Here is a 23,170-nt window from a genome sequence, read left to right as displayed (position 1 = left end):
GCACATCACCATCGTTGCGTCGCAATATATCGATTTGATGGCGTGATCGTCGAAGCGAGTCTTCGATCGTCCGTTTCGTCACCGCCGCGACGGACATGTTGTTGGCTTTCGTTCCGTGAAGCCGGCCCACGTCATTGGAGATCGACACCTTGGAAGTGCCAAATCCACATCCCCTCGACCTCAGCGTCGATGGTATTACCGTCAACGTTCACTCGATTCCCGAAGGTGTCGCAGCCATCGTGTCCGCGGCACAGCACGGCGACAACTTCAGCGTCTGCACGCTCAATCTCGACCATGTCGATCAGTTGCAGCACAACCCCGCCTTCCTCGGCGCCTATCGTCGCGCCCGGTTTGTGACAGCCGACGGTTTTCCGATCGTCGTTCTGAGCCGCCTGCTGGGCGGCCGGACGGATCGAACTACCGGGGCCGACCTCGTCGAACCGCTGTGCCGCGAAGCCGGCAAGAACAAGCTGCCGATTTTCTTGTTCGGCTCGAACGAGACGACGCTCGCCGCGGCCTCGCAGCGTCTTCGCGAGCGCTATGATGGACTGGAAATAGCGGGAACGCTGGCGCCAGGTCCCGGCTTTGATCCCAATTCCGATGAAGCCGACCGCGCCATCGACACCATCCGCAGCTCCGGCGCCAAACTTTGTTTCGTCGCGCTGGGCGCACCGAAACAGGAGGTTTTCGCGGCCCGCTGCCTGGACTCGCTGAACGGAACCGGCCTGCTGTGCATCGGCGCGGCGCTGGACTTCATCGCGGGCACGCAAGTCCGCGCGCCCGAATTTTCGCAGAAGTACGGACTCGAGTGGGCGTGGCGCATGCTGCAGAATCCCAGGCGCCTCGCGCCCCGCTATGCCCGCTGTGTGGCCACCGTGCCGCAACTGGTGGCGCAAAGCCTTCCACAGATATTCAAAGCACGCATGAGGAAAGCCGCATGATCTCAACTCTGACGTTGGCGCAGCGCGCGCGAAATGTGAGCCATGCGCCGCAGCGATACCAGATATGCTTGATTCATCCGTTCGACCCGCGCGGTGAGAAAGTCGGCGGCCTCGAAACCTATATTCGCGACTTCATTACCTTTCACCCGGAAGATACGGATCTGCTGTTCGTCGGCGTCGATTCGATCGGCGATCTGAAGCTCGGCGAAATTCATCGATTGACCTTTCGCGGCCGTAATTTCGATTTTCTGCCGATTCTGCACTATTCCGACGGTCAGGCCCGCGAGGCCGCACGTACGATCCGCTCGTCGCTGACGGGCCAGTTCTTTGTCGCGCTGTTGCGTCACTTCGGCGCGGTTTCGAAAGTGATTCGCGCCCGGCGCTGCTCGATCGATCTGCGCCGCGTTGAATTTTCCTGGCTGCCGGCGCTGCTTCGATTGCCGTTCATCCAGATGCTGCACGGCGAGGGCGCGCCGAAGATGCAGATGGATTCGCTGCTGCGGAAATACTCCTTCGTCCACGATGTGGGCGAGCGCTTTGCCGTGGCGATGAGCGAAAAATTTCTGTGCGTTAATCCGTTCATCACCGAGCGGCTGCAGAAGACCTATCCGCGCCGCAAGCAGAAGATCGATACGCTGTGGACCTGGGTCAACACCGAAATTTTCAAGCCGCAGCCCTTCCCCGCCGCGGGACAGCCATTCCGGATCGTGTTCGCAGGGCGCCTCGACGAGTTCAAGGATCCGCCGCTGATGTTCCGGACGATCGCCCAGCTACGCGCACGGCTGCAGGGCGCGCTGGAGTTTCACTATATCGGCACCAGTGACCCGCACCGTTTCCCGGAGTTTGCTGCGATCGAAGACATCACGACCCGCCACGGCTTCAAGGACGCGGCGGGAATGGCGGCGACGCTGGCGTCGGCCCACGCCGGCATCCTCACTTCCGAATTCGAGGGCATGCCGCGCTGCGTGCTGGAAACGCTGGCCGTGGGGCGCCCGGTGGTCGCCATGCATCTGCCGCAGCTCGAGCCGGTGATCCATGATGGCAAAAGCGGATTTCTCGTCTCGCGCACCGGCTCCATCGACGACAGGGCCAACACACTTGCGCAGCGCTTCGTCGAAGTCCGCGATGCTATCGCGGCCGGCACGATGAGTCCGGAAGTGATTGCCGAGTCGATCTCGGCGTTCACGCCAAACACGCAGCTGGCTCGCGTCTACCGCTACCACAAGGAGATCCAGAACTCGCGCGCCATGACGCTTGCGGCTTCATCTGCGTGAGGTCTTACGCGTGAATATCCTGATGCTCACCAGCGAGTTCGCGCCGGCCCAGGGCGGCATCGGCACCTATACGCGTGAGCTGGCCGCGGCTGCGACGACGCTGGGTGCACGCGTCACCGTGGTCGCGCCAGACTACGCGCAGGACACTTCCGCTGCCGATAGCGCTCTGCCCTTTGCCGTCCAGCGGTTTCGCGGCGGGCTGCATTCGATGCGGGATTTGCCGGCAAAAATCCGGCTCGCCGATACGCTGCTCCGCCGACGCCGTTATGACGTTGTGCATGCCGCCGACTGGCCGTTCTTCATTCCCGTCGCGCTGGCGCGCCGCCTCACCCCCGCACGGTTGCTGATGACTGTGCATGGCACCGAAATCAACGAGACCCAGACCCCGCTCAAGCGTCTGGCGATCCGGGCAGCCGGTGTGTTCGGACCACGCACCGAAGTCGCCGCCAACAGCCGTTACACGCGCGATCTGTTCCGCGCACGGTTCACCATCGATCCGCGGCACATCAAGGCGATCCCGCTCGGCGTCTCCGGCTTCTGGTTCGGTTCGGGACCCGGCCGCGACGCGACGCGTCAGGCTCAGCGCATCGCGCCGGACCGCGTCGTGATGGTGACGGTGGCGCGGATCACGCGCCGCAAGGGACATCATCTGACGCTGGCCGCGTTGAACGCACTTCCTGCCGATGTTCGCCAGCGCATGACTTGGCTGGTGATCGGGCCGAACGGCGAGTCGGATTACGTCGCCGAACTGCAGCGTCTCATCCAGACGTCCGGTTGTGACGTTCGCCTGCTGGGCGCGCTGTCGAACGAAGCGATCCGCGACATCTACGGCGCAGCCGATTTCTTTTGTCTCACCGGCGTTCCCGACTCATCGGGCCGCGTCGAAGGTTTCGGGCTGGTCTATCTGGAGGCCGGGGCGACCGGCTTGCCTAGCGTCGCCACGGCGATCGGCGGCGTCTCCGACGCCGTGCTGGCTGATGAAAGCGGGCTCCTCGTGGCGCCGGAGGTCGAGGCCATCGCCGCCGCAATCGCCGAACTGGCGGTGGACAGCGACACGCGATCGATCCTCGCAGCCGGGGCATCCACCCATGCGCGCACGCTGTCGTGGGAACGCTGCGCGGCCGAAACCTACGGACTACCGCAGCTTGGCGAGGCCATCGATACCGCGGCCCCTGAACATCGCCATGCGGCAGCTCCCGGTGCGGTTAGCGCATGAGGCGGCTTGCAGGCATCTTTCTGTTCCTCGCCTTGGGCTGCGGCGCGGCTCACGCGGACAACTGCGGCAAAAGCCGCGAATATCTGCTCGGCAGCCTGGCGGGGGATCTGCCGATGCCGGCGCAAAGCTACGATGAACTGTTCAAGACCTGCGTGGCAGCTTCCGCCATGGCCAACGTCAAGGACGCCTATCTCCTGAAAGATGGCGGCATCGCCGTCGTCCCCAAGCAGGACAGCATTTCGGCCACCGCGGCAACGCTTTCGCAGTTCTGCAACAGCTATCCGCGCGCGACCTTGCGGTTCCTGACCCGCAAGGACCTCGCCGTGACGAAAACCGTGCTCGGCATCATCCGCATGTCGTCGGATGCCTCGACTTCCTGCCGGAAGATCAAGGGCTTGTCCTGACATCATCGACCGCCGCGACGCCTGCGCAGGTCCATCGTGCGCTCGACGGGCCGCGATCAGGTTGGTAAGCCCCCTCTCTGCAGGGAGCCTTTGAGTCGATATGACCGTTGCGATCGAGATGGGACACACGACGGCAGGCGCCCCGGCGACTCTGGACCTTGAGGAACTGCTGGCGACCCGCCTGCTGGTGCAGGGCAACTCCGGCTCGGGCAAATCCCACCTGCTGCGCCGGCTGCTGGAACAGAGCGCCCCCTGGGTGCAGCAGACCATTATCGACCCCGAGGGCGACTTCGTGTCGCTGGCCGAGCATTTCGGCCATCTTCTGATCGATGCCGAGGAACATACCGAGCGGGGCCTGCAGGTCGCCGGCGAGCGGGCGCGCATCCACCGGGTCTCCACGGTGCTCAATCTTGAGGGGCTCGACGCCGAGAACCAGATGCGACGCGCCGCCGCGTTCCTCAGCGGGCTTTTCGAAGTCTCGCGCGACCACTGGTACCCGATGCTCGTGGTGGTGGACGAAGCGCAACTGTTCGCGCCGGCGGTGGCCGGGGAGGTTTCCGACGAGGCGCGCAAACTCTCGCTCGGCGCCATGACGAACCTGATGTGCCGGGGCCGCAAGCGCGGATTGGCAGGCGTCATCGCGACCCAGCGACTGGCGAAGCTCGCCAAGAACGTCGCTGCCGAAGCTTCCAACTTCCTGATGGGCCGAACCTTCCTGGATATCGACATGGCGCGCGCCGCCGATCTTCTCGGCATGGAGCGGCGACAGGCGGAAGCTTTCCGGGACCTCGAGCGCGGCCAATTCATGGCGCTGGGCCCAGCGCTGTCGCGCCGCCCCCTCGGGCTGCGCATCGGCGCGACGGATACCCAGCCGCGCAATGCCACTCCGCGGCTGATGCCGTTGCCGGAGGCGACGCTGGACGCCCATGCGATGATCCTGGCGGCTCCGCCGCCGGAACCGGTCCGGCAGCCGCGCCGGCCCCCGCCGTCGCCGGACCTGCTCGGCCAGCTGATGGCGGCTAAATCCGCGGCGCTGGAAATTCGGCCCGAAACGGTGGCGCAGCCGATCAGCGCCGAGCAACTGGCGGAACGGCAGGGACGCGTGGACGTCATTTTGCGCGCCGTGATGGCCGAGCCCGAGGCAGGCTTCCGCGCCGTTGGCGTTCTCTATCAGGAGTTCGTGGTCCGCTGCCGTATTGCCGGCCTGGGATCGGCGGTGCCCGATCTCAACGACTTCCGTCACATGCTGACCCGCGCCCGCGCCGGGCTCAGCTCCGGTATGGCGGAGGACGACACCTGGCAGGATGTCTCGGTCCGCGCCTCCATTCTGCCCGAAGACATGCAGGGTGTATTCATGATGATCGCCCGCGCCGCGAAGGAGGGCTGGCCCTGCCCGAGCGATGCCACGATCGCCCGTGCCTACGGCTCGCACTCGTTGCGCCGTGCGCGGCGTCTGTTGACCTATATCGAAGAGCAGGGCCTGATCGTTTGCCAGTTGGACGGTGCCGGACGCCGGATCGTAACGCTCGTCGAACTGGCCTGGGCGACCGCGCCGGGCGACCCCAACGCTGAGGAACAGCCTGCGGACCAAGACTGCAGCGATCTGCCGTTATAGGGCACTCGCGACCGCGTTCAGAAACGACACTCGCGTTACAGCGGCCATAAATCGGTAACCATTTTGCGCGCCCGCTAGAAAAGTCCGCGGTTCGCCCGAAGCCGAAACACGGCCTTTTCGCATCGCATGACCGTCGTCGCGACTAATACCAGAATATTTAGCAATCCGATTAATTCGACCTCAACCAAATTTTCGCAAGGCGAGCTGGCACCGGTCCGCTCTTAAGTATCAAAAGAGAGGTTAGTCCTACCCTGTCCATGCAGCGAGGGAAGATCGAGCTCAAGCTCGGCACAACGCCCCGCCGCAGGGGCGTTAAATGGTACTCTCTCAATGGCGCGTCATGGCGCCGGCTATTGCGCTGTGTCTCAACCTCTCGGCTGCCTGGAGCCCGGCATCGGCCGCACTGGATCGATCGGGCTCCTACGCCGCTCGCTCTTTGCCGTCGATACCGTTCGGGAATTTGCCGAACCTTGGCGCCGACGAAAAAACGGCCGAGCCGTTTGGGAATGCGACGACCGGCATCAGCAGCGGCGGGCTGATCCGAAAATGGCAAGACGTCCAGACCGGGCTTGCCAGGGAGTACCAGACCCTGAACGAATGCCGTCGGGATCCCGCGTCGTGCGCCACGGCGCCAACGCTTTTCCTCAGCCTTATCGAGACGAGCCGCAACCTGACCGGCCTCGCCCGCATCACAGCGGTCAATCGCGCGATCAATCTGGCGATACGTCCGATGACCGACCTCGCGCAATACGGCCAGGCCGAGCTCTGGGCGACGCCGCTGATGACTTTCACATCCGGCGCCGGAGACTGCGAGGATTACGCGATCGCCAAATACGCAGCGCTGATCCAGCTCGGCGTGTCTCCGGACGATCTTCGCCTCGTGGTCGCCTATGACCGCGGCACCCGTGAGAACCACGCCGTCGCGGCGGTGCGCCTGGAGCAGCGCTGGCTGATTCTGGACAACATTGCCATCGACGTCCGGGACGACGCCGGAAGCACGAACCTTGATCCCCTCTTTATCCTCGGCGATCAATGGGTGCGCCGGGTGGACACCACCCCGAAGCCGCCGGCGATCAATGACGTGGATCCGGCCAACCGCTTCCGAATGTCCGACCTGCCGGAAAATCTGTCGATCAAATTCGGGCTGATCGACCCGGTCCTTTGACGGCCGCTTGTACGCACAACAACAAGCCGGCTCGCGCGAGCGGCCCAGCCGTTTGTTCAGTAGCGCGACGGCACGTACATCTCCGGCGGAACTGGGGTGCGGTGATAATCCGGATTGCGAACGCGGACGGGTAGCAGCACTGGCTCCTGCGGGATTTCCTGGTAGGGAATTTGCTCGAGCAGGTGCGCGATGCAGTTCAGCCGGGCCTTCTTCTTATCGACGGCCTCCACCACATGCCACGGCGCTTCCGCGATGTGGGTATGTTCCAGCATCGCTTCCTTTGCCTTGGTGTATTGCTCCCAGCGGCTGCGCGCCTGAACGTCCATCGGGCTGAGCTTCCACTGCTTCAGCGGATCGGCGATACGCATGCTGAAGCGCAGGTGCTGCGCCTCATCGGTGATCGAGAACCAGTATTTGATCAGAATGATGCCGGAACGCACCAGCATGCGTTCGAATTCCGGCACGGAGCGGAAGAATTCCTGCACCTCGTCTTCGGTGCAGAAGCCCATCACCCGCTCGACGCCGGCGCGGTTGTACCAGCTACGATCGAACAGCACGATCTCGCCGCCCGCCGGCAGATGCGAGACGTAGCGCTGAAAGTACCACTGGCTGCGCTCGCGCTCGCTCGGCGCCGGCAGCGCCGCAACCCGGCAGACCCTGGGATTGAGCCGCTGCGTGATCCGTTTGATGACGCCGCCTTTGCCGGCCGAGTCGCGGCCCTCGAAAATCACCACGACTTTGAGCTTGTTATGCTGCACCCAGCTCTGCAGCTTCACCAACTCGCCCTGCAAGCGAAACAGCTCCTTGAAATAGCGACGTCGATCGACGGTCTCCGCCGGGCTGTGGCCGGACATTTCATTGGTGAGCGCGTCCAGCCGATCGTCGTCGATTTCCAGCTCCAATTCCTCGTCGAAGCCGTCCAGCATCTCTTCGCGAATGCGATCGTGAATGGCGCGGGCGTCGTCTGCAGAGTGCTCGGTCATGGAAGTGTTCCGTTGCTGGATCGATCCCCCGTTATGTGCAAATGGAAATGTCAGCGGTGTGACGGAGCCCGGACTTGCGCCAGGGCGGGACCAAATGCCGCCTTCCGCGTATCGGCGTGTAAAATGACCAAGGTGGCGTGGAAAAACGCCCCAACTGCTACAACCGGAGGTCGCGCGCTGCAGCAGGCCAATGGCTCTTCGTATCTTTTCCGGCCCGAAGCATCTTTTGGTGGCCTTAGTCACCGAATCGTCATGTATCGCAGCGAGACATCGCACAGAAAAAACAACCGGTGCCCACATGGACTATTTCAAGCGCTTCAATTTCCTGTTCGCGATGCCGACGTTTGACGCGGACGATCTCGAGGGCGTCCGCCTGAACCAGATCGTCGATGAGATCGAGCGCTCCGGTTTCGAGGTCGTCAAGGCGCGCAAGCTTGAAGACGCCGCGATCGCGGTCCAGACCGACGCCGCAATCGGCTGCATGGTGGTGGATTGGGGCAAGAAAGGCCTGGAAGGCAAGACGGCGGCGCTGATCAACCTGATGCGGCGCCGCGGCCTCGACTTCCCGATCATCTTGCTGATCCGCCGCAAGCGCTTCGAGGACGTCCCGGTCGAGGTGCTCGATTTCATCGACGGCTATATCTTCCTGTCGGAAGAAACGCCGCCCTTTATCGCGAAGAATCTCGTCAGCCGCCTGAAGCAGTACGCCGAGACGCTGAAGACGCCGTTCTTCGGAGCGCTGGTCGACTATGCCGAAGAGGGCAACCAGCTCTGGACCTGCCCCGGTCATAATGGCGGCGTGTTCTACAGCCGCAGCCCGATCGGGCGGGTGTTCATGGAACACCTTGGCGAGGCCGTGTTCCGCGACGATCTCGACAACTCGGTGCTCGATCTCGGCGACCTGCTCACCCACGAAGGCCCCGCGCTGCAGGCGCAGAAAGAGGCCGCCAAAATCTTCGGCGCGGAGAAGACCTATTTCGTGCTCAACGGCACTTCAACCTCCAACAAGGTCGCGCTGTCGGCGCTGGTGACCGATGGCGACCTCGTGCTGTTCGATCGCAACAACCACAAGGCCGCTTTGCACGGCGCGCTGATGATCAGTGGCGGCGTGCCGATCTACGTGCCCACGGTACGCAATCCCTGGGGCCTGATCGGCCCGATGAACTGGGGGGCGTTCGAAGAAGAAGCCTTGCGCGAGCGCATCCGCGCCAACCCGTTGGTGACCGATCCGGAGGCCTGGAAACGCCCGCGCCCGTTCCGTGTCGCGGTGATCGAGCAATGCACGTATGACGGCACCATCTACAGCGCCGAGATGATCATCAAGCGCATCGGCCATCTCTGCGATTACATCCTGTTCGACGAAGCCTGGGCAGGCTTCATGAAGTTCCATCCGCTCTATGCCGGCCGCTTTGCCATGGGGCTCGGCGACCTCGGCCCGGACTCGCCGGGCATCATCGCTACCCAGTCGACGCACAAGCAGCTCGCCAGCTTCTCGCAGGCGTCGCAGATCCACATGAAGGATCGCCACATCCGCGGCCAGAAGCGGCGGGTCGAGCACCGCCGCTTCAACGAAAGCTTCATGCAGCACGCATCCACCTCGCCGTTCTATCCGCTGTTCGCCTCGCTCGACGTCGGCGCGCAGATGATGAAGGGAAGATCGGGCGAAGTGCTGTGGGACGACACCATCCGGCTCGGCATCGAGCTGCGCAAGAAGATCCGGGCGGTCCGCCGCGAATTCGAGGAAAAGGAAACGCGCCCCGAGCGACGCTGGTTCTTCGAGCCCTTCGTGCCGGAACGCGTCGAGATTCCCGACGCCTCCCACGAAGGTGGTGTCCATAATGTGCCTTGGGAAAGCGTCAGCACAGACCAGTTGGCGACCAACCCGTCTTATTGGCAGCTAGCGCCAGGCGCCGCCTGGCACGGCTTCCCGGGCATGGCGGCCGGTTTCGCCATGACCGATCCGAACAAGCTGACGCTGCTGACACCCGGTTTCGATCGCGCCACCGGCGGCTACGCCGAGCACGGCATCCCCGCGCCGGTGGTGGCGCAGTTCCTGCGCGAGAACCGCATCGTCCCGGAAAAGAACGATCTCAACTCGCTGCTCTTTTTGCTGACGCCGGGCGTCGAGGCCAGCAAGGCCGGCACACTGATCAGCGGCCTTGTCGCCTTCAAGAAGCTGCACGACGACAACGCGCTGCTCGAAGATGCCATCCCCGAATTCGCGAGGCGCAGGCCGGCGCGCTATGCCGGCGTACGGCTGCGCGATCTCTGCGCGGACATGCATCGTTTCTTCCGCAACGCCGATGTCAGCGCCCTGCAGGCGAAGCAATTCGCGTCCGAACATCTGCCGGAGATCGCGATCTCGCCCCACGCCGCCGCGCGCTGCCTGGTCCGCAATGACGTCGATTACCTGCCCATCGACGAGATCGCCGGCCGCATCGCCACCACGCCTTTCGTAGTCTATCCGCCCGGCATCGCGACCATCGTGCCCGGCGAGCGCCTCAGCGAGCGGGCGCAGCCGATGATCGACTATCTCAAGATGTTCCAGACCTGCTTCAACACGTTCCCCGGCTTCGACGTCGAGATCCAGGGTGTCTATCGCAAGGTGGATGCGAACGGCGTAATCCGGCTGTACACCTACGTGGTCAGCGAATAGCGGAGCACGTATGCAAACAGAATTACCGAACGGGAGCGAACAATCCATCGTCGTGCGGCCGTCGCGCGATACCGATGTCGAGGCCATGCTCGCGATCTATCGTCGCCATATCCGCCACGGCATCGACGAAGGCGTCAGCGACGCCGAGACGCCGCAGCCCGACGATCTGCGCGACCGGCGCAAGAACCTGCGCAGCCGCCGCTTCCCCCATCTGGTGGCGACGCGGGGCGGAGAAGTCGTCGGCTATGCCTATGTGGTGCTGTTCCGCAAACGACCGGCCTATCGCTATACGGTCAAGCATTCGATCTATATCCATGATGCGCATGTCGGTCACGGAATCGGACAACGCCTGATGCGCGAACTGATCGACGTCTGCGCCGCGGCGGGCTTCCGTCAAATCATCGGCTATATCGACGCCGACAACGTCGCCTCCCTTGGTATTCACGAGAAATTCGGATTTGCCAGAGTGGGTTTATTGCCCGGTGTCGCCTACCGGCACGGCCGCTGGGCGGATACCATCATGGTCCAACGCTCGCTTGCCACCGGCTCCGCCACTCCTCCGCCGCTGCCGCCTTTCGGACGCTAACCGGTATTCGACATTATTTTCGAATATCTGCCCACGCCGCTTGCAAGCATTCGCTTTCGTTGCACACCCGACCGCTAGGGCCTCGATATGATCAATTCAGAGTTCGCTGGCCGTATTTCGGTGCACGCCCTTCATCTTGGTGATCGCATCAACACGTCCAATTTTGAGGGAGACATCATTTCGGCTGTCCCCCTCGCTATCCGTACCGGTGCGGGCGGCGCTGCCGTTCTGTTCCGCTATGGCGTGGCAGTTTTCGTCGGCGCGACCACGGCGGAAGAGGTTGCTTTTCTCAGCTCGATATCGAACCGGGTCATGGGCAGGCTCGGCGTCGCCGAGGAAGAAAGCACGACGGTCGAGATCGCTGGAAAGGCGGACGACCAGATCGCCGCAGGCGGCCCGATCAAGCTCGCAGACCTGTCCTCACCGAGAATGCTGATCGTCGCGGACGTCCTCGCCAAGAGCGTGGCGCTGGCGAGCGACGAGCGCGAGGTGACGAAAGTCTTCGGCATCATCGAGCCCTTTGCGGCGGAGTTGGCAACCCGCGGACGGACCCGCCGCAATCGAACCGAGATCCTGAAGCTGATCGGCAATGCTTTGCTGGTTCAGCACCGGGTGTCCGGTCGCGTGGCGGTGGCGGAGAAGCCCGACGCGTTGTGGGATCGCCCCGATCTCGAGCGCTTGTATGCCCGCCTGGAAGACGAATATGAACTGAAAGAGCGTGTCGAGACGCTCGATCGAAAGGTTGCCGTCATTGCCGAGACGGCAGAGACCCTGGCGGATATCATCGATACCCGACGCTCGCTTCGACTGGAGCTCATTGTCGTCATACTTATCGCGATTGAAATAGCGACCAGCTTCTACCAGATTTTTATCGGCAAAGGTTCTCACTGAGCTTTGACCGAACCCGACAAGCGCACTTGAGCGGCGGGCCATCTGATGGGCTTGTCGCGAATGAGCAGCCCTCCCGCAGCGGCCCCGCCCGGCGGCCTGGACCGCAGGTCCGCCTAAAATCTGCCATCTGGATCGCCGCGCGGCGATGCAGTAGGGTCCGCGTCCGCTGCAAAAAAGCCCGCCAAGCCGTTGGACGGGATCAAAAATCTGGGACGAGACACCATGGCACGCAACATTCTGATTCTGGGAGCCTCGTATGGCTCATTGCTGGCAACCAAGCTGCTGATGGCCGGCCACAACGTGACCCTCGTCTGCCGAAAAAACACCGCAGAACTCATCAACCGCGACGGCACCGAGGTCCGCATCAAGCTGCGTGACGAGCCAACCCACCGGGCGATCTTCTCGCGCGACCTGCCCGGCAAACTGGATGCGACGTCGCCCGACAACGTCGATCTGTCGCGTTACGATATGGTCGGTCTCGCCATGCAGGAGCCGCAATACACCAACCACACCATCCGGGTTCTGATGATCAAGATCGCGGCCGCCCATTTGCCGTGTCTGTCGATCATGAACATGCCGCCCCTGCCCTATCTCAAGCGAATCCCGGCGCTCGCGGATATGGATCTCGAAGAGGCCTATACCAACGCCCAGGTCTGGGAGCGCTTCAAGCCGGGGTTGGTGACCCTGTGCTCACCCGATCCGCAGGCGTTCCGCCCGCCGGAAGAGGCCGCGAATGTCCTGCATGTCGGCCTGCCGACCAATTTCAAGGCGGCGGTGTTCGCCGATGAAGCGCACAACAAGGTGCTTCGCGAACTCGAGAGCGACATCGACGCGGTAAAGCTCGATGGCCAGGATGTTCCGGTCAAACTGAAGGTGTTCGACTCGCTGTTCGTGCCGCTGGCGAAGTGGTCGATGCTGCTGACGGGCAACTATCGCTGCATCACACCCGAGGAGCCGCAAGCCATCCGCAACGCGGTACACGACGACCTGAAGGTCTCGCAGTCGATCTACGAGCACGTCGATGCCATCGCGCGACGTCTGGGTGCTGACCCGCAGGACCAGGTGCCGTTTGAAAAGTACGCCAAGGCGGCGGAGAGCCTGCTCAAGCCTTCGTCGGCAGCTCGCGCGGTGGCCAATGGCGCGCCGTTCATCGAACGGGTCGATCTGCTGGTGAAGTTGATCTCGCATCAACTGGGCATGACCAATGCCCACATCGACCGGACCGTGCAGATCGTCGACCAGAAGCTCAACGAGAGGATCGAGTCGGGCGCAGGTATCTGACCAGCATCACCTGCGCTGTCGCTTCTTGCCCGCGGCTTTATTGCGGGCCGATCGTTCCTATATGTCTCACTTTAAAGGAGTTCCGGCGTGAGCGTTGCTTTCACCAAGGAAGATAGTGCCGAAACGGCCTCGGAGACGCTGCTGCCCGACCGCCCGGTTTCGCCGCATCCCAACCTCGTGACGGAAGCGGGGTTGAAGGCGCTGGAACTTCAGCTCCATGAGGCCCGCGAGGCCTACGAGACGGCGCAGAAGATCGAGGACGTAAATGAACGACGCCGGCAAGCGGCCGGCCCCTTGCGGGACGCCCGCTACTTCGCGGCGCGGGTTCGGACGGCTCAGGTGATTCCCGATCCCACATCAACCGACGCCGTGGCCTTCGGTAGCACGGTGACCTTCAGCCGTGACGACGGCCGTGTGCAGACCTACCGGATCGTCGGTGAGGACGAAGCGGACCCGAAGTCCGGCTCGATCTCCTTTGTCTCGCCGGTGGCGCACTTGCTGATAGGTAAAACTGTCGGTGATGTGGTTGCCATATCTGGTCAGGACCTCAAGATCATTGCGATCGCCTGATTTCACGCTTCGGTCGCATAGCGTGACAGATTGGCCTGAAGCATCTTGATCAGCCGGTCCCGCACCGGATCGCGCGTGCCACGTGTCCAGGCCGCGGCCAATGGCAGCTTGTTCATCGCCGACATCGCCAGTGGAATATAGCGGACGCCGCGCGCGGCCATGCGCGACGTCCATCGGGGGACGATGGCAACACCAAGTTCGGCGGCGACGAGATTGACGATGGTCTGCTTCTCATCGGCGATCTGCACCACGTGGGCGCGAAGGCCTGCTTCCGCAAACAGCTTCATGGTCAGATCGTGGCTGTGCGGCCGTGATCGGCGCTCGGGCACGATCAGCGGCTCGTCCGCGACATCGGCGATCGTAAGACTCGGTTTCGCCGACAACGGGTGGCGCTCGGACACCGCGACGACCGCGGTCTCGTGAAACAGGAACAGGAATTCAAGGCGCTTGTCGGCGCTTTCAGGCGGCCGCACCAAAGCAAGGTCCAGCCGTCCCGACAGCAACCGCGGCAGCAGCCGCATGGTTTTGTCCTCCACGAGCTGCACGCTGATATCCGGCAGTTGGTCCCGGAGATCGTGCAGCAATGCGGGCAGCAGGCCAGCCGCAGCACTGTCAATGGCACCGACGCGGATGGTTGCAGCGCGGGCCCGGGCTCCGGCGCGAAACGTCGCCGCCAGCCGGTCGGCCTGTGCCAGCAGCTCGTGCGCCTGCTTGAGAAACGCCGCTCCGTCGTCGGTGAGCGCCACGCTGCGCGTGGTCCGCGTCAGCAAACGCGTGCCGAGATCGTTTTCCAGCATTCGGACATGGCGGCCGAGCGCCGACGGCATCATATCGAGCTGCTGCGCCGCCCGCCCGAAATGCAATTCCTCGGCGGCTGCCACGAAGCAGCGCAACTGGTGCAGGTCCATCGGTTTCCCCCTGTCCCGGATTATATCATTTTTTTATATAAACCAATGCGATTGAGCCGCAGTCCACCCGGCCGCAGGGTGACTCTGGCCGCGCGATACGCGGTGCAGCAAACAGATGAGGAGACGGTTGATGCGTGAATATTCCATCGCGGCGATTCCGGCCGACGGCATCGGCCCCGAAGTCATTGCTGCCGGCACGACCGTGCTCGAGAGCCTGCAGACGCGCATTGGCGACGTCAAATTCAACGTCGAGACGTTCGATTGGGGTTCCGCCTACTATCGCAAACACGGCATCATGATGCCGGCCGACGGACTGGCGCAGCTGAAGAGGTTCGACGCGATCTATTTTGGTGCGGTTGGTGCGCCGGATGTACCCGACCACATCACGCTGTGGGGGCTGCGTCTGCCGATCTGCCAAGGTTTTGACCAGTACGCCAATGTGCGACCGACCAAGATCCTGCCCGGCATCACCTCGCCGTTGCGCAATGTCGAAACCGGCGATCTCGACTGGGTGATCGTGCGGGAAAATTCAGAGGGCGAATATGCCGGCTGCGGCGGTCGCGTGCATCGCGGCCTGCCGGAAGAAGTCGGCACCGAGGTGGCGATCTTCACCCGCGTCGGCGTGCAGCGCATCATGCGCTACGCCTTCAGGCTGGCGCAGTCGCGGCCACGCAAATTTCTCACCGTGGTCACCAAGTCGAACGCCCAGCGCCACGGCATGGTAATGTGGGACGAGATCGCCGAGGAAGTATCGAAGGAATTTCCCGACGTCACCTGGGACAAGATGTTGGTCGATGCCATGACCGTGCGCATGACGCTGAAGCCGCAGAGCCTCGACACCATCGTCGCCACCAATCTGCACGCCGATATCCTGTCAGATCTTGCAGGTGCGCTGGCCGGCAGCCTCGGCGTCGCACCGACTGCCAACATCGATCCGGAGCGCCGCTTCCCGTCGATGTTCGAGCCGATCCATGGCTCGGCGTTCGACATCACCGGCAAGGGCATCGCCAATCCAATCGCCAGTTTCTGGACCGCCGCGCAGATGCTCGATCATCTCGGCGAAACCGACGCCGCGGCGCGCCTGATGCGCGCGGTGGAGAAAGTCTCGGGCGCCGGCATCTTGACGCCCGACGTCGGCGGCACGGCGACGACGCAGGACGTCACCGATGCCGTGGTCGAGGCGATCCAAAGCTCCAACATCTGAACGAACGTCGGATTGCATCCTCCGCAAAAGCGGACGATGAGCGAGACAAAACAAAATACAGGGAGGCGAATATGAAGTTGAAAGCCATTGCTGCCATCGCATTCACCATGGCGACCACTGCGGCGCACGCCCAGACTTACCCCGGCAAACCCATCACCTTGCTGGTGCCGTTTGCCGCGGGCGGCCCGACCGACACCGTCGCGCGGGTCACCGCGGTGACGATGTCCAAGCTGCTCGGCCAGACCATCATCGTCGAGAACGCCACGGGCGCCGGTGGCACCATCGCCACCGCGCGCGCGGCGCGCGCCGAGCCCGACGGCTATACGCTGCTGATCCATCACATCGGCATCTCGACGGCCGCGACGCTGTATCGCAAGCTGCCCTACGACACCAAGACGGCGTTCGCGCCGATTGGCCTGGTCACCAACGCGCCAATGACCATCATCGGCCGTCCCGACCTGCCGCCCAACACGCTGGCCGAGCTGGTGACCTATATCAAGGCCAACGGCGACAAAATGACGTTCGGCAATGCCGGCCTCGGCGCCGCGTCGCATCTGTGCGGCATGCTGTTCATGATGGCGGTCGGCAAGGAGATCCTGGCGGTACCCTACAAGGGCAACGGGCCGGTAATGAACGATCTGATCTCCAGACAGATCGACCTGACCTGCGATCAGACCACCAACACCACCGGCCCGATCGCGGGCAAGCTGGTCAAGGGCTATGCCATCACCACGAAAACCCGGCTGTCGTCGATGCCCGACCTGCCCACTGCCGACGAGGCCGGCCTGAAGGGTTTTGAAGTCGGCGCCTGGCACGGCATCTACGCGCCGAAGGGGACGCCCGACGCCATCGTGCAGAAGCTGTCGCAGACCCTGCAGGAGGCGTTGCGCGACCCCGACCTGGTGAAGCGCTTCAACGACATCAACACCGAAACCGTCCCGCAGGACCAGGCAACTCCAGCCGCCCTGCAGGCGACCTTGGTCAGCGAAGTTGATCGCTGGGCGCCGATCATTCGTGCGGCGAACCAGTTTGCCGACTGAACGCCAGAAAGCGCCTTGTCCTGCCCCTAAGCGTGCGCCCGGCGGCGCAAGTCAGCCAAGGCTTTAGAACGGCTCAATCTGATTGTGTTTGCGTTCCCCGGGGGTTATGCACTGGGCCAGCCGATTTCGGACCATTTCCGGTCGGCATTCTGCCCGCTGCCGCAAGGTGTTAGCCGCATCCTTGCTGCTGCGGGCGACAGGCCTTTGTCGACCAAAAGAGCCGCCGCCAGGAAGGAATTCGCCGTGTCAAAGTCCCCCGTCGTCCTCATCGACCATCATCCGGGCCGCTCCGCTCAAACCATCGGAATTGCGCGCGAACTCGGCACCGATCCGGACCTGATCCACGAGCCGTCGGTCGGCGTGGTCGGCACCAAGGGCGACAGCCAGTGCTATATGGGCGTGGCCGCCAAGGTGGATGCGATCCACGCCAGCCTCAAGAGCCGGATCGGCAATGGCGCGGGCCAGTTGAAGCTGCGCCTGGTGCAACCGGAATACACCATCGCGACGTCGGACGGCATTCGAAACGGCACGCGCGAAATGCGCTACTCGCTGATCGGCCGCGAAGTGACCCACGATGCGCTATGCGAACATCTCAGCGCTACCGGGCTGGCCGGAACCATCGCCGTCGTCGCCTGCGACAAGCCGCCGGTCGGCACGCTGGCCGCCCTGCTCGAACATAACGAGCCGGCGATCATCATGTCGGACGGCCCGATCCATCCCGGCGAAGACCCGAACACCGGCGAGAAGCTCGACATCGTCAGCGCCTATCAGGTCGCCGGCAACCCGGATCCGGCATATCGCCAGCATATCGCCTGCCATGCCTGCCCTGGCTATGGCAGCTGCGGCGGCATGTTCACCTACAACACGATGCAGACCTTCATCGGCGTGGTCGGTATGCAGCCGCTGCACATGGTGGCGCCGCCGTCCGATGATCCGCGCCGCCTCAAGGAATTCCCGGAGCAGTTGGTCGAATACCTGGCGCAGATGATGGCGAAGGGCCTGAAGCCACGCGACATCGTGGTCCGCGATTCGATCCGCAACGCGGTCATTGTTGCGATGGCGATCGGCGGTTCGACCAATGTCACGCTGCATGCGCCCGAGATCGCGCGCGCTGCCGGCTTTGCCGACTTCTGGAAAGACGTCATGACGCCGGCGGAATTCAACTATCTGGCGCAATATGTCGTGCCGGTACTCACCGACGCGCGTCCGTACGGCAAGTATTCGATGGTCGATATCGACGCGGTGGGCGGCGTGCAGGTGATCGTGCGCGAGCTGCTGGAGGCCGGATTGCTCAACGGCGACGTGATGACCTGCACCGGCGAGACGCTGGCCGAGCAGGTCAAACGCCTCGGCACCAAGCCCGCGGATGGCAAGGTAATCTATACGGTCGCCAAGCCCTACAAGCCCACCGGCGGTCTGCGCGTGCTCGGTGGCAATCTGTCGCCGGAATTCTCGGCGATCCTGAAGCTGGCCGGCGTCGAGGGCGGGCTGGAGAACAACCTGTTCCGCGGCAAGGCCCGTGTGTTCGAAGGCGAGCAGGGCCTGCTGAACGCGCTCGACAAGGCGCCGGAGCGTTTCCAGAACCACGACATGGTCATCGTGCGCTACGATGGCCCGGTCGGCGCGCCCGGCATGCCGGAAATGCTCGATCCCACGTCGCGGATCACCACGCTGTGCCGCGAGCGCGGCATCGTCGTGGCGCTGATGACCGACGCGCGGTTCTCCGGCGGATCGGTCGGCCTGGTGATCGGCCACGTCGGTCCGGAAGCCGCGCTCGGCGGCCCCATCGCTTTTGTGGAAGACGGCGACGAGATCATCGCGGATCTCAATAATGACGAGCTGAACTGTACGCAGCTAGCCGATCCGGCCATTTTCGCCAAGCGCAAGGCGGCATGGGAGAAGGTGGTCGCGGCCAATGGCGGCATCCATCCGAATTGTGGTGTCGCGGACACCCGCCTGCTGCACCGCGCCCGGCAGAGCGCCGTGCCGGCGACCCGCGGAGCTGGTCTGCACCCGAACCGCGAGGTGTGGGTCCGCCATCCCCGCGAAGCCACCCGGTCCGGATTCGTGCCGCGCAACAAGCATCGGCCGGAGGCGAACAAGGCCTTCTAAGGCCGCCGCCTCAAGCGTGGGGACGCTACCGCGATCTGCGTCATGCGCAAAACGGCCCGCCACGGCGGGCCGTTTTTGTTTGAGTTCGGCTATGATCCAGCTCCTATACAGGGCACGCCGCGACCATTTTTCGAAAATACCAATTATTACGAAAATTAAATTGCGTGTCGTTTAGCCGGCGTATAAACTTTGCCGACCGTTTGACTTGAAGACATGGAAACGCTCGTGAACATTCAAGTCGTTAAATCGCGCAAGGAGTTCGGCAATACCGTTGCAGCCGACGTCACTCATCGCCTGCGCGAGGAGATCATCACTTGCCGGCTCAAGCCTAGTGAGGCGCTTAAATTCGAGCCGTTGCGCTCCAGCTTCGGCGTCAGCTTCACGACCTTGCGCGAGGCCCTGACGTCGCTTGTCGCGGATGGGCTTGTCGTCATGGAGGGGCAGCGCGGTTTCCACGTCGCGCCGGCAACGCTTGAGGACCTCATCGACGTCACCAACGCCAGGGTCCTGATCGAGATCGACGTGCTGCGCCAGTCGATTGCCAAGGGCGGTGACGAATGGGAAATCGCGGTCATGTCGGCCTTGCATCGCTTGGGCAAGATCGAAGAGCGCATGTCCGGCTCTCCGGCGGAAGATCCGAGTTGGCGAAGCGCGCACAAGGAGTTTCATCAATCCCTTGTCGGCGCCTGCGGGTCGCCGACGCTGCTATCGATTCGAGATTCCCTTTATGATCGTTCGGAACGGTACCGGAGCCTGTCGGCCGCCTATCGGCCTGTCAGCCGGGACAAGACGGGCGAGCATCGCGCGCTCATGCTGGCGGCGGTGAGCCGCGATTCTGACCAGGCCATTGCACTGATCGAGAAGCATATTCGCAGCACGACAGACAACGTCATCAGGTACGCGAAGGATGTTCTCGGTCCCGTCAAATAGCTGGATCGACAACGTTCCTTGGCATTCTGCCGGCGGCAATCGGCAAGGTCCGCGCTTTTGAGAGCCGCGATTTGCCGCCGAGAACGACAGATCTATCAAATTTCGAAATAAAATGACGCTGTCCGCTATTGGCTCGCCCCGCTTACCAACAGGCCTCGCTAAGAGCCTTCCCATGAGGCATGCCAGATCGGCGCGCCTGCCGTGAAAGCCTAAAATCAAGCATTATAAGAACACTTTCCTGCGCAGCGCACCCCTCTTGAAAGATCGTACAAAAATTTTCGAAAATCGTTGAACTGTCCGTTCAGATGCGATAGCAGTGTTTCAAGAAAAATCATTGGGGAGAGGGTGATGTCGCACCTGGTTCATGCCCTCGGGCACATGAAGATCAACACCACGGACATCAATGGCGTCATCCGCGACGCCACCGAGATACTGGGGCTGCACGTCACGCACAGGGACGACCGGCAGGTATGGCTGAGTTCGAACGGGCGAGCCGCCGAACTGGTCTTGATCGAAGCCGACGAAAACTCCGCTCACACCATCGGCCTCGAGGCCCTGACAGCTGAAGCGGTGCGGGAGGCGGAAACGCGCATCGAGGCGGCGGGTTGCCGCATCCTGTCCAGCGAACCAAGCCTCGACTGCATGAAGGCCGGCGTGACGTTCGCCACCCCTGAAGGCCTTCGCTTCGAAATCCACACGCCGATCCGCAACGGAATCTACGACCGCCGCCATGCCACGCACGGCGTGGGCCCGAACCGGATGGACCATGTCAACCTCATCACGCCCAACCCCGAGGCCACGCGAAGGCATTTGAGTGCCATTGGCGGGATGAAGCTTTCCGAGCAGATGGTGAACGACAGCCTGAGCTGGATGTACGGCGGCAACCGCCAGCATCACATCCTGGGCATCGTGAAGGGCGACGTTGGCCTGCATCACTATTCGTTCGAATTCTTCGAATTCAACGACTATCTGAAGCTCGGTGACCTGCTCGATCGGTCCGACAAGCAGATGCTGTGGGGACCGGGCCGGCACCGCCCCGGCGATAATACCTACGCCTATTATACCGATGCCAGCGGCGCGATGATCGAGTGTTCAGGTCAGATGGCGCTCGTCGCCGACGACGATGATTTCACTCCGAACGTCATCACCAACCTGGAGCGTCCCGGAAACGTCCGCTGCATGAACGTGTGGGGCACCCCGGCGCCGCTGGAATGGCGAGAATACCATTTCCCGTTCGCGAAGATCGCCTGAACCTCGCCTCGCCAAGTTCGCCCGCCTGTAGCGGGATCACGCCATCATCCAAGCGGACCGCTCCGGAGACGACCCCATGCAAGAAAAATTCTCGTTCTTTTCCGATGGCCTGAAGCTGTCGGCAGTGCTGCATGTGCCCGAGGGGCGAAAGCCGGGCCAGCGCTTGCCCGCATTCGTTGTCCTGCACGGTTTCGTCGGATCGAAAGACGAATCGCACGCCGAAATACAGGCCAGAATGCTGGAAGCCATGGGCTATGTGGCGCTTCGCTTCGATTTCCGCTGCTGCGGCGAAAGCGAGGGCGAGCGGGGCCAGGTGCGATGCTTCGACCAGGTCGTCGATGCTAAGAACGCGCTGACCTTCCTGGCCGGTCGCGAGGAGGTCGATCCCGAAAAGATCGGCGTTGTCGGGCATAGTTTTGGTGCGGCGGTCGCGGTCTACGCGGCCGGTATCGACAAACGTTTCGCCTGCGTGATCTCTTCCTGCGGCTGGGGCGACGGCGAACGCAAATTCCGCGGACAACATCCGACGCCGGAAGCCTGGGACAAATTTACGGGCCTCCTCGAGAAAGGCCGCAAGCACAAGGCCGAAACAGGCGAGAGCATGTGGATCTCGCGGTTCGACGCCGTGCCGATCCCGGAACCCCTGCGCAAAAATCTGTCTCCCAAGGCGATCATGGAAATCCCCGTTGAGACCGCTTGGAGCATGTACAATTTCCGCGCCGACGATGTGGTCGCCGATATCGCGCCGCGGCCCGCGCTGTTCTTTCATACTGCAAACGACGGCATCACCCCGACCGAGCAGTCGATACGGCTGTTCGAGAAGGCCGGCATGCCCGCCGAGCTCATGCTCGTGACCGGGACTTCGCATTTCCCGTTGTCGGAACAGGACGCTCCGCGCACCAAGATCATGATCAAGGGGTGGCTCGACAAGTTCTTCCCTTCGCCCCTGGGAACGTGACCATGAGTGCGGTCGGCAAACGGATCGTTGACAGCGAGGCCCTTCGGGGCTTTTCAGCCGACCTGCTGCGCGCGGGAGGCTTCGTGCCGGACCATGCCGCGCAGACGGCTGACCTTCTGGTGTGGGCCAACCTTCGCGGCGCGGATTCTCACGGTGTCCTGCGCATCCCGCGCTACGTCGAGATGGTCGAGCTCGGAATCATCAATCCCAACGCCGAGCCGCGGTTGGTCACCGACTTCGGCGCGATAGCGGTCCTGGACGCCGATCGCGCACCCGGTGCGGTGGGCATGGTCCTCGCTGCGGACAAGGCGGTCTCGTTGGCCACGCGGAGTGGCATCGGCTGGTGCTCCGCAAAGAATGTCACGCATGCCGGTGCGGTCGGCTACTACGCGCAAAAGGTCGCGCAGGCCGGCATGATCGGCATCGTGATGACGGCGTCGAAGCCCCTAATGATATATTTCGGATCGAAAGCGGAGGGCGTTTCGACCAATCCGATCGCCATTGCCGCACCGACTGCACGTCTCGACCGACCGATCCTGCTGGATATGTCGACGGCTGCCGTGGCGCTGGGCAAGATCATGGCGGCAAGCGACGCGGGTAAGACCATCCCGCACGGCTGGGGCGTCGACGAGAACGGCGCCGATACGACGGACCCCAAAGCCGTCAAGGCTGTATTGCCGATGGCCGGTCCCAAAGGCTCGGGCCTCTCTCTGATGATCGAAATCCTGTCCAGCGTGCTGGTGACCAACTCGATCATAGCCCCGTCTCTGAATGGCTCTACAGAGTCATCTTTCAATGGTCTGGTGATCGCGGTCGATCCGTCCGCCTTCGGCGAGAAGACAGACTTCACGCGCGACATCGATGAGTTGTGCCAGGCGATCAAAGGCCTTCCGCCTGCATCGGACACCGGCCAAGTCTTCCTGCCCGGCGAGCGCGGCTACGCGGAATTGGACAAACGGATGCAAGGCGGGATTCCGCTGGCCGCCGGTACGGTATCGCGGCTCGTCGCGCTGGCGACGAAGCGCGCGGTGGCTATCCCCACCTCGCTCAGATGAAGGCCCGCATGAATCAATCCGGCAGACCAGTAGCAACCGAATTCGGATTTCAATCATGAAAGCTGTGCTGGTGCACCGCCCCGGCGGCCCTGAAGTGCTCGACTATGTTGATGTTGAGATTCCCCAACCC

Annotated in this window: 20 protein-coding genes; 18 read left to right on the top strand and 2 right to left on the bottom strand. The window is 62.9% G+C overall.

Annotation, left to right across the window (positions count from 1 at the left end):
• Window positions 1-134: 134 nt before the first annotated feature.
• The 6 genes from JWR89_RS20315 (at window position 135) to JWR89_RS20290 (ending at window position 6,615) form a co-directional block, all read left to right on the top strand.
• Window positions 135-941: a WecB/TagA/CpsF family glycosyltransferase gene (locus tag JWR89_RS20315; RefSeq protein ID WP_299719463.1), complete on the top strand. Its 807-nt coding sequence runs from the start codon at window positions 135-137 to the stop codon at window positions 939-941.
• A complete protein-coding gene (locus JWR89_RS20310; protein ID WP_299719461.1) occupies window positions 938-2,215 on the top strand; it encodes a glycosyltransferase in 1,278 nt (425 codons plus the stop codon). Before JWR89_RS20315 ends, JWR89_RS20310 begins: the two co-directional genes overlap by 4 nt.
• A 10-nt stretch (window positions 2,216-2,225) precedes the next feature.
• The gene (locus tag JWR89_RS20305; RefSeq protein WP_299719459.1) at window positions 2,226-3,431 is read left to right on the top strand and encodes a glycosyltransferase family 4 protein; all 1,206 of its coding nucleotides are present in this window, start codon (window positions 2,226-2,228) and stop codon (window positions 3,429-3,431) included.
• Window positions 3,428-3,835 (top strand): hypothetical protein, encoded by a 408-nt coding sequence (locus tag JWR89_RS20300; RefSeq protein WP_299719457.1) that lies wholly within the window; start codon window positions 3,428-3,430, stop codon window positions 3,833-3,835. Before JWR89_RS20305 ends, JWR89_RS20300 begins: the two co-directional genes overlap by 4 nt.
• Before the next feature lie 100 nt (window positions 3,836-3,935).
• A complete protein-coding gene (locus JWR89_RS20295; RefSeq protein WP_299719455.1) occupies window positions 3,936-5,450 on the top strand; it encodes an ATP-binding protein in 1,515 nt (504 codons plus the stop codon).
• A gap of 316 nt (window positions 5,451-5,766) precedes the next feature.
• Window positions 5,767-6,615 carry a transglutaminase-like cysteine peptidase gene (locus JWR89_RS20290; RefSeq protein WP_299719453.1) on the top strand — a complete coding sequence of 283 codons (849 nt, stop codon included), beginning with the start codon at window positions 5,767-5,769 and terminating at the stop codon, window positions 6,613-6,615.
• 56 nt (window positions 6,616-6,671) lie between these two features.
• Here the strand turns inward: JWR89_RS20290 and ppk2 are convergent, their stop codons facing one another.
• Entirely contained in the window at window positions 6,672-7,598 is a 927-nt protein-coding gene (gene ppk2, locus JWR89_RS20285) for a polyphosphate kinase 2 (RefSeq protein ID WP_299719450.1), read from the bottom strand.
• A 298-nt stretch (window positions 7,599-7,896) separates the two neighbouring features.
• On the opposite strand from ppk2, the gene JWR89_RS20280 reads away from it, so the two are divergent.
• From JWR89_RS20280 to greA, 5 genes are all read left to right on the top strand, one after another.
• Window positions 7,897-10,254: an Orn/Lys/Arg decarboxylase N-terminal domain-containing protein gene (locus JWR89_RS20280; RefSeq protein ID WP_299719447.1), complete on the top strand. Its 2,358-nt coding sequence runs from the start codon at window positions 7,897-7,899 to the stop codon at window positions 10,252-10,254.
• Window positions 10,255-10,264: 10 nt separating this feature from the next.
• Entirely contained in the window at window positions 10,265-10,840 is a 576-nt protein-coding gene (locus JWR89_RS20275; RefSeq protein ID WP_299719445.1) for a GNAT family N-acetyltransferase, read from the top strand.
• 87 nt (window positions 10,841-10,927) lie between these two features.
• Window positions 10,928-11,731, top strand: a complete 804-nt coding sequence (locus JWR89_RS20270; RefSeq protein WP_299719444.1) for an RMD1 family protein — start codon at window positions 10,928-10,930, stop codon at window positions 11,729-11,731.
• Between the two features lie 222 nt (window positions 11,732-11,953).
• The gene (locus JWR89_RS20265) at window positions 11,954-13,012 is read left to right on the top strand and encodes a 2-dehydropantoate 2-reductase N-terminal domain-containing protein (protein WP_299719442.1); all 1,059 of its coding nucleotides are present in this window, start codon (window positions 11,954-11,956) and stop codon (window positions 13,010-13,012) included.
• Between the two features lie 87 nt (window positions 13,013-13,099).
• Entirely contained in the window at window positions 13,100-13,582 is a 483-nt protein-coding gene (gene greA / locus JWR89_RS20260) for a transcription elongation factor GreA (protein WP_299719439.1), read from the top strand.
• A gap of 2 nt (window positions 13,583-13,584) precedes the next feature.
• Here the strand turns inward: greA and JWR89_RS20255 are convergent, their stop codons facing one another.
• Window positions 13,585-14,490, bottom strand: coding sequence for a LysR family transcriptional regulator (locus JWR89_RS20255; protein ID WP_299719436.1), 906 nt, complete (start codon window positions 14,488-14,490; stop codon window positions 13,585-13,587).
• Between the two features lie 130 nt (window positions 14,491-14,620).
• Between JWR89_RS20255 and JWR89_RS20250 the strand changes: the two genes are divergently transcribed.
• The 7 genes from JWR89_RS20250 (at window position 14,621) to JWR89_RS20220 (ending at window position 23,040) form a co-directional block, all read left to right on the top strand.
• Complete coding sequence (locus tag JWR89_RS20250; protein WP_299719434.1) at window positions 14,621-15,694, top strand: tartrate dehydrogenase; 1,074 nt, start codon at window positions 14,621-14,623, stop codon at window positions 15,692-15,694.
• 71 nt (window positions 15,695-15,765) lie between these two features.
• Window positions 15,766-16,734, top strand: a complete 969-nt coding sequence (locus tag JWR89_RS20245) for a tripartite tricarboxylate transporter substrate-binding protein (RefSeq protein ID WP_299719432.1) — start codon at window positions 15,766-15,768, stop codon at window positions 16,732-16,734.
• A 243-nt stretch (window positions 16,735-16,977) separates the two neighbouring features.
• Window positions 16,978-18,846, top strand: a complete 1,869-nt coding sequence (locus JWR89_RS20240) for a dihydroxy-acid dehydratase (protein ID WP_299719430.1) — start codon at window positions 16,978-16,980, stop codon at window positions 18,844-18,846.
• A gap of 225 nt (window positions 18,847-19,071) precedes the next feature.
• Window positions 19,072-19,776 carry an FCD domain-containing protein gene (locus JWR89_RS20235; RefSeq protein WP_299719428.1) on the top strand — a complete coding sequence of 235 codons (705 nt, stop codon included), beginning with the start codon at window positions 19,072-19,074 and terminating at the stop codon, window positions 19,774-19,776.
• Between the two features lie 348 nt (window positions 19,777-20,124).
• A complete protein-coding gene (locus JWR89_RS20230; RefSeq protein ID WP_299719426.1) occupies window positions 20,125-21,027 on the top strand; it encodes a VOC family protein in 903 nt (300 codons plus the stop codon).
• Window positions 21,028-21,103: 76 nt separating this feature from the next.
• Entirely contained in the window at window positions 21,104-21,985 is an 882-nt protein-coding gene (locus tag JWR89_RS20225; protein WP_299719423.1) for an alpha/beta fold hydrolase, read from the top strand.
• 2 nt (window positions 21,986-21,987) lie between these two features.
• Window positions 21,988-23,040 carry an Ldh family oxidoreductase gene (locus tag JWR89_RS20220; RefSeq protein WP_299719420.1) on the top strand — a complete coding sequence of 351 codons (1,053 nt, stop codon included), beginning with the start codon at window positions 21,988-21,990 and terminating at the stop codon, window positions 23,038-23,040.
• The last annotated feature ends 130 nt before the right edge of the window (window positions 23,041-23,170 follow it).

Origin of the sequence: Tardiphaga sp. (genome assembly GCF_028290785.1) — a bacterium.
In the GTDB taxonomy this organism is placed as follows: domain Bacteria; phylum Pseudomonadota; class Alphaproteobacteria; order Rhizobiales; family Xanthobacteraceae; genus Tardiphaga.
The sequence above is the reverse complement of the archived record's forward strand: the minus strand, read 5'-3'. Positions and strand labels throughout refer to the sequence as shown.